Annotated in this window: 7 protein-coding genes; 4 read left to right on the top strand and 3 right to left on the bottom strand. The window is 69.1% G+C overall.

What is annotated here, in order from left to right; translation table 11 throughout:
• The 3 genes from A9X04_RS17050 to A9X04_RS17040 all read right to left on the bottom strand — a co-directional run.
• On the bottom strand, positions 1 to 298 hold a 298-nt coding region (locus tag A9X04_RS17050), incomplete at its 3' end, for a TetR/AcrR family transcriptional regulator (protein WP_156751900.1).
• A gap of 28 nt (positions 299 to 326) precedes the next feature.
• Complete coding sequence (locus A9X04_RS17045) at positions 327 to 1163, bottom strand: thioesterase family protein (RefSeq protein ID WP_067922743.1); 837 nt, start codon at positions 1161 to 1163, stop codon at positions 327 to 329.
• A 14-nt stretch (positions 1164 to 1177) separates the two neighbouring features.
• Entirely contained in the window at positions 1178 to 1996 is an 819-nt protein-coding gene (locus tag A9X04_RS17040) for an SMP-30/gluconolactonase/LRE family protein (RefSeq protein WP_067922740.1), read from the bottom strand.
• Between the two features lie 184 nt (positions 1997 to 2180).
• Here A9X04_RS17040 and A9X04_RS17035 point away from each other — a divergent pair, with 184 nt between their 5' ends.
• The 4 genes from A9X04_RS17035 (at position 2181) to A9X04_RS17020 (ending at position 6038) form a co-directional block, all read left to right on the top strand.
• The gene (locus A9X04_RS17035; RefSeq protein WP_067922738.1) at positions 2181 to 3074 is read left to right on the top strand and encodes an acyl-CoA thioesterase II; all 894 of its coding nucleotides are present in this window, start codon (positions 2181 to 2183) and stop codon (positions 3072 to 3074) included.
• A 16-nt stretch (positions 3075 to 3090) separates the two neighbouring features.
• A complete protein-coding gene (locus A9X04_RS17030) occupies positions 3091 to 4011 on the top strand; it encodes an LLM class F420-dependent oxidoreductase (protein WP_067922735.1) in 921 nt (306 codons plus the stop codon).
• A complete protein-coding gene (locus A9X04_RS17025) occupies positions 4011 to 5192 on the top strand; it encodes an acyl-CoA dehydrogenase family protein (protein ID WP_067922732.1) in 1182 nt (393 codons plus the stop codon). Before A9X04_RS17030 ends, A9X04_RS17025 begins: the two co-directional genes overlap by 1 nt.
• Positions 5193 to 5309: 117 nt before the next feature.
• Positions 5310 to 6038, top strand: coding sequence for a ZIP family metal transporter (locus A9X04_RS17020; RefSeq protein ID WP_067922730.1), 729 nt, complete (start codon positions 5310 to 5312; stop codon positions 6036 to 6038).
• Positions 6039 to 6152 lie beyond the last annotated feature (114 nt).

Raw genomic sequence — 6152 nt, 5'->3', positions numbered from 1 at the left:
GGTATTCGACGATGAACCGCAGCACCGCGTCGAGCTTGTCGACCCCCTTCAGGCCCGCGGTCGCCCGCACCAGGCCGCTTTCGAAGATCTGCCGCTCGTAGGCCGAAAAGGCCGACAGCAGTTCCTCTTTGGAGGCGAACCAGCGGTACAGCGTCGGGCGGGACACCCCGGCCTGGGCGGCGACGTCGGACAGGCTGAGCTTCGTCTTGCCGTTGCGGCCGAGGACCTCGGCGGTGGCGTCGAGGATGCGCTGACGCGTCGAGGTGTCGTGTTCCGCGGTCTGGGCCGGCCGGCTCATAGGTGCAACTCTACGAAGTGGTTCACCGTTATTTCGCTTCCCGGCCAGACTTGCCCGGGCGCGGCCGCACCAGCACCGACTGCTGGATGGAGCCGACCGCGCCCTGCTCGTCGAACAATGTGCCGATCGTGGTGCCGACACCGTCCGGGCCGTAGCTGGTCTCGGCGCGGATGCCGATCCAGTTGCCGTCCGGAACCCGGAACACGTGCACGGCCAGGTCGGTGTTGAGAAACGTCCACCGGGTGATGTCCAGCTTGCTGCCGATGCCGTTGGCGCAGTCGGCCACCGCGAACAGGCGCTCGAGCGGTGTCATGCTCTCGCCGGTGACCAGATCCACGGTCGGGTGGATCCACGATTCGCCGGGGCCCTTGCTCAGCGGCTCCGTCAGCCACAGCCAGTCCAGGCTGTGCACGTAGTTGCGGTCCCACTCCCGCGCCTTGAGGTTGCGGTTGCGCGCTTCGCTGCGCGGCCCGGGCATCGGGGCGGCGGCGTGGGCCAGCGCCCGCGTGTCCAGCGTCTGCAACCGCCACCCGCTCGCGCGCGCCACGGGCCGGGGCCGGCCATCGGGGCCGGGGGCCAGCATCTCGGCGCTGACCAGTTCGATCTGTTTCCCGCCGCGCTGCACCTGCGCGTTGACCCACAGGTCGCCCTCGGCGGGCACCCCGCCCAGCAGGTCGATGACGACGCGGGACAGGCGGGTGTCCTCGCGCTGCTCGCAGCGCTCCAGCGCCCGCACCAGCAGCGCCGACACCGGCCCGCCGTGCTGGATCGACGCCGACCAGGTGCCCCGCGCCAGGTCGGTGGCCCGGAACTTCTCTCCCAACGGGTCGGTGCGGTCGATGAGCTCGTAGTAGGAGTCCGACATCGTCAACCTCTTCCTCAGGGCAGGCCGGCGCCGGGAGTGGTCACCGTGACGGCGTCCAGCCGCGACAGGCGGGTGCCGATCAGGCGCTGAGGGTACGCCTCGGTGCTCGACAACAAGAACAGCGTCCGGCGCTCCGGGCCGCCGAGCGCGCAGGCGATGGCGACGCGCTCGCCCATGTCGATGCGGTCGGTGACGGCGCCGCCCTCGACGATCCGCTCGAATTGGTGGGCCAGCGTCATCGCCGCCCACACCGCGCCGTCCGCGTCGAGCGCGATGCCGTCGGGTGGCCCGTCCAGGCCGTCTGCGAACACGCGCCGGCCGGTCACCCCGCCGTCGGCGCCGACGGTGAACGAGGTCAGCCGCCGGCCGACCGACTCGGCCACGATCAGCGTTCGGCCGTCCGGGGTGATCACCATGCCGTTGGGAAAATCGAGGTCCTCGGCCACGACCGTGGCGGGGCCGTCGGGATCCAACCGGATGATCGCGCCGCCGCTTCGCGCCTGGCATCCGATGTAGGCGCGGCCCGCGTCGTCGATGACCATGTCGCCGAGATCGGCCGGCGCCAGGCCGCCGAGATCGGCGATGGTGTCGACGGTTTCACCGTCGTAACGCAGCACGGTGCGGTCCTCGGCCGAGACGATCAGCAGCGATCCGTCGGGGCGGAAACCCAGGCCCGACGGGGCGTGCCCGGGCAGCGGCAACGTGGTCAGGGACCCGCCCATGGTAGAGGTGTGTACCGCCTCGCCCAGCATGTCGGAGAACCACAGGAGGCCCTCGAACCAGCGTGGCCCCTCGCCGAAGCAGAAGCCGTTGGCCAGCGGTTCGGGAATCATGCCCCGATGCCCTTCACCCCAGCTCCCGCTTTACAAAACACCGCCAAAGTGTCAGGCACCGCGGGTACCGGTGTCAATCGCGCAACCGGGGGATCGGTGTTGTTAGCCAAGCTTTACAAATCCTAGGCAAAGTGTCACGCTGGGCCGTGAGCTGCCGGCGCGAGAGGTGGAGTGCGAATTGACCATGGCTTCCGAGGAATCTGAGCAGACCGAGTGGACCGTGCAGGGCCTGCTGGATCTGTTCGACGTGCGCCCCGACGGGCAAGACCGGTACATCGGCGACACGGGCGGTGATCTTGGAGCCGTCGGCGACGAACGGCAGGTCGTGGAAGGCACCCAGGTGCTCGCGCAGGCGATTGTCGCCGTGGCCAAACGATTCCCGGACAAGTCGGTGCGCTCGGCGCACGCCGTCTTCTCCCGCGCCGTCGCCGTCGGCCCGCCGATCGAACTCGTCCTCGACGTCGTCGCCGAGGGCCGGTCCACCGCCACCGCGGTGGTCGCAGTGCACCAGAACGGTCGGCGCTGCCTGAGCATCACGGTGCTGGCCGACGTGCCGACCGGCGACGTCATCCGCCACCACCTGCCGCGCCCCGACGTGGCCCCGCCCGCCGAGGCCGTCCACTCACCGATGCCGATGGTCGGACGGGAACTTCGGCTGGTCGATGTGGTCGACGTCAACAGCCCCGACGAGGTCGGGCCGCCGGAGCTCTACGCGTGGCTGCACTACGACCCGATCCCCACCCGGGACGACCTCGCGAAGGCGCTGCTGGCGTACTTCACCGGGCACCTGGGGATCTCCACCACCATGCGGCCGCACCCCGGCATCGGCACCGCCCAGGCGCATTTGACCGTGTCCACCGCACCGATGAGCATCTCGGTGGCCTTCCACGAGCCGGTGCGCTGGGACGGGTGGCTGCTCTACACCCACGAAAGCACCCAGGTCGGCGCGGGAATGTCCTACGTGCGCGGCACGGTGCATTCCGAGGAGGGCGAGCTGCTGTGCTCGTTCGCCCAGGAGGCGCTGATCCGGCCGCTGCGCACCACCGACACGGCCATCGATTCGCGCGCACGGTTCTAGCGGACTGGTCGCGTCCATGCGCTTCACCATCACCCACCCGATGCACAGCCATCCGTACAACGCGGAGCTGGTGAGCGGGGACGGCATTGGGAAGGTGGCGGCGGCCACCGAGGCGGCCGGCATCCACGGGTTCGGCTTCACCGACCACCCGGCCCCGTCGCAGCGGTGGCTGGAGGCCGGTGGGCATGACGCGCTGGACCCCTTCGTCGCACTGGGTTTCGCGGCGGCGACGACGAGCACGCTGCGGCTGATTCCCAACATCGTGGTGCTGCCGTACCGAAACCCGTTCGTGGTGGCCAAGTCCGGCGCCACACTGGACCTGCTCTCCGGTGGCCGGTTCACGCTCGCGGTGGGCGTCGGTTACCTCAAGCGGGAGTTCGCCGCGCTGGGGGTCAGCTACGACGAACGGGCGGAGCTGTTCGAGGAAGCCCTGCAGGTGATCCGGGCGGTGTGGACCGGCGACGACATCACCTACGAGGGAAGGCATTTCACCGCGCGGGGGATCACCGCGCACCCCCGCCCCCTGAGCGACCCGCATCCACCGATCTGGATCGGCGGCAACACGTCATCGGCGCGCCAGCGGGTGGCGCAATACGGTGACGGCTGGTGCCCGTTTCCCGCCCCGCCGCAGCTGGCGCAGACAGCCGGCACGGCGGTGATCGACTCGGTGGCACGCCTCACCGACGGCATCGACGATCTGCGGCGCCGGTGCGACGCCGCGGGCCGGGACTGGTCGGGGATCGACGTCACCTTCACCAACTTCGAGGGCGGCAGCCCCGCCAGCGACGAATTCAACGCCGACGCCTACCTCGACGGCCTGGAGAAGCTGGCCAAGGTGGGCGTGACATGGGTGAGCGTTCACCTCCCCGGCGACAGCATGGCCCACGCGATGGAGACACTCGACCGGTTCCGGACCCACGTGATCGACGCGGCCTGATGGACTTCTCCCGCGTCGACCTCTCACCCGAGGACCAAGCCTTCCGCGACGAGACTCGCGCATTCATCGCGAAGCACGTGACCGAAGAAGTGCTGCACCGGCAGCTGGAGTTCGGCGAAAACTTCGACGAACACGTGCATTTGGCGCTGGGCGAGGCCGGCTACCTGGCATCGGACTGGAAGCTGGAGTCCGAGGGCGGGTTCAGCCCGGTTCGGCGCCGCATCTTCCAGCTCGAGATCGCCCGGGCCCATACGCCGTGGTATCACTGGGGCACCACGTCCGTCGTCGCCCGGCTGGTGCGCCAATTCGGGGCGCCGGAGCTCGCCGACGGGGTCCTGCCCGGTGTGCTCGCCGGGGAGATCCGGCTGTGCCTGGGCTACACCGAGCCCGAGGGTGGATCGGACGTCGCCACGTGCAAGACGCGCGCCGTGCGGGAAGCGGATGGATCGAGCTGGATTATCAATGGCTCCAAGATGTTCACGTCGAACGCGCAGAACGCCCGCTACGTCTTCCTGCTCACCAACACCGATCCGCAAGGCCCGAAACACCGGAACCTGACCATGTTTTTGGTGCCGCTCGACTCGCCGGGCATCGACATCCATGGCCTCCGCACCCTGGACGGTGACCGCACCAACATCGTCTACTACAGCGACGTCCGGGTCGACGACCTCTACCGGATCGGCGAGGTCAACGGCGGCTGGACCGTGATGCGCGCGGCGCTGGACTCCGAGCACGGCGTCGTGGATCCGGAAGACCATGGCCTGCAATACATTGCCGCGATGTCGGCGCACGGTGACCTGATGGCCGAAGTCGTCGACGCCGTCGCGGCGGTCGTCGCCCACCCCGGACCGGACGGCCGGCGGCCGCTCGACGACGACTCGGTGACATATCGGCTCGGGCGCGACGTCGCCCGGATGGAAGCGGCGCTATCCACACCCGGAATGTTCGGGCGGGTCGCGATCGCGCAGACGATGCGTGACATCACCCCTGACCTGATGGACATCCTGGGCACCGCGTCGGCGTTGCCCACCGAAACCCCCGGATCCGCGACCGACGGCGCGGCAGAACACCTTTACCGGCTGGCGCTGCCGCTGGGGATCTACGGCGGGACGCTGGAAGTATTCCGCAACATGATCGCCCAACATCAACTCAAGCTGGGACGGCCCAGTTACGGCGGCTAGCCCCACGCGTTCTCCCGCGCCAACCTCTTGCCGGGGCGCTACCGTTTCACCGAGCACTGCGGACCCGCACCTGCGGTCCGCCGGCAGCGAAACGATGGCAGAGAGGTGGCCCGCCCAGTGGTGGTTCTCGTTGCCCTCGGCTCGTTCATCACCACATTGCTGGGCGGTTATGCCGCGCTGCGTATCGGTTCCTACCGCTATCTGGTGCTGGGCTTGGCCGCCGGTCTGATGCTCGGCGCGGTGGCCTTCGACCTGCTGCCGGAAGCGATGGGCCGGCAGTACTGGGTCCTCTTCGGGGTACCGGTTCCGCTCCTTGCGTTCGTCCTCGGCTTCCTGGTCCTGCACGTCGTCGAGCACACGGTCGGCATCCATCGCGGCGACGGGTCGGATGAGGCCGGCGCTCCGGACGCGCCCGCCGTCGGGATCCTCGCCGCGTCGGGGCTGATCGGCCACAGCGTCATGGACGGATTCGCCATCGGGGCCGCCTTTCAGGCGGGAGCCGCCGCGGGCGCGGTGGTGGCTGTCGCGGTGATTGGCCACGACTTCGCCGACGGCTTCAACACCTACACCGTCACGTCGCTCTATGGAAACGACCGGCGGAGGGCGCTCGCGCTGCTGGGCGCCGACGCCGTCGCACCGGTGGCCGGGGCCGCCCTCACGCTGGCCGTGACGATTCCCCATCGCCTCCTCGAGGTGTATCTGGGATTTTTCGCGGGTTTCCTGATGTATCTGGCCAGCGCCGACATCCTGCCGAGGGCGCACGCCGGGCACCGCACCGCCGCGACCCTGGCCTGCACGCTTGGCGGGGTGCTGTTCATGCTGGCGATCGTCGGGCTGGCGAGCTAGGCGAGGCGGACAAGGGCCGAAAGGCTCTAGCTTCGCGAAGGCATCGGCGAATAGCGTTTCGAAACGCTTAGTTTCGTCCCGAAACACCTTCTGCTATCAGCATTTCGGGGGACA

The sequence above is a fragment of the Mycobacterium sp. E3247 genome, from assembly GCF_001667785.1.
Classification (GTDB): domain Bacteria; phylum Actinomycetota; class Actinomycetes; order Mycobacteriales; family Mycobacteriaceae; genus Mycobacterium.
The sequence above is the reverse complement of the archived record's forward strand: the minus strand, read 5'-3'. Positions and strand labels throughout refer to the sequence as shown.

Bases quoted from the DNA above. Each gene is read 5' to 3' on its own strand.
- A9X04_RS17030 (WP_067922735.1), top strand. From the start codon at position 3,091: ATGCGCTTCACCATCACCCACCCGATGCACAGCCATCCGTACAACGCG.
- A9X04_RS17035 (WP_067922738.1), top strand. From the start codon at position 2,181: ATGGCTTCCGAGGAATCTGAGCAGACCGAGTGGACCGTGCAGGGCCTG.
- A9X04_RS17025 (WP_067922732.1), top strand. From the start codon at position 4,011: ATGGACTTCTCCCGCGTCGACCTCTCACCCGAGGACCAAGCCTTCCGC.
- A9X04_RS17040 (WP_067922740.1), bottom strand. From the start codon at position 1,996: ATGATTCCCGAACCGCTGGCCAACGGCTTCTGCTTCGGCGAGGGGCCA.
- A9X04_RS17045 (WP_067922743.1), bottom strand. From the start codon at position 1,163: ATGTCGGACTCCTACTACGAGCTCATCGACCGCACCGACCCGTTGGGA.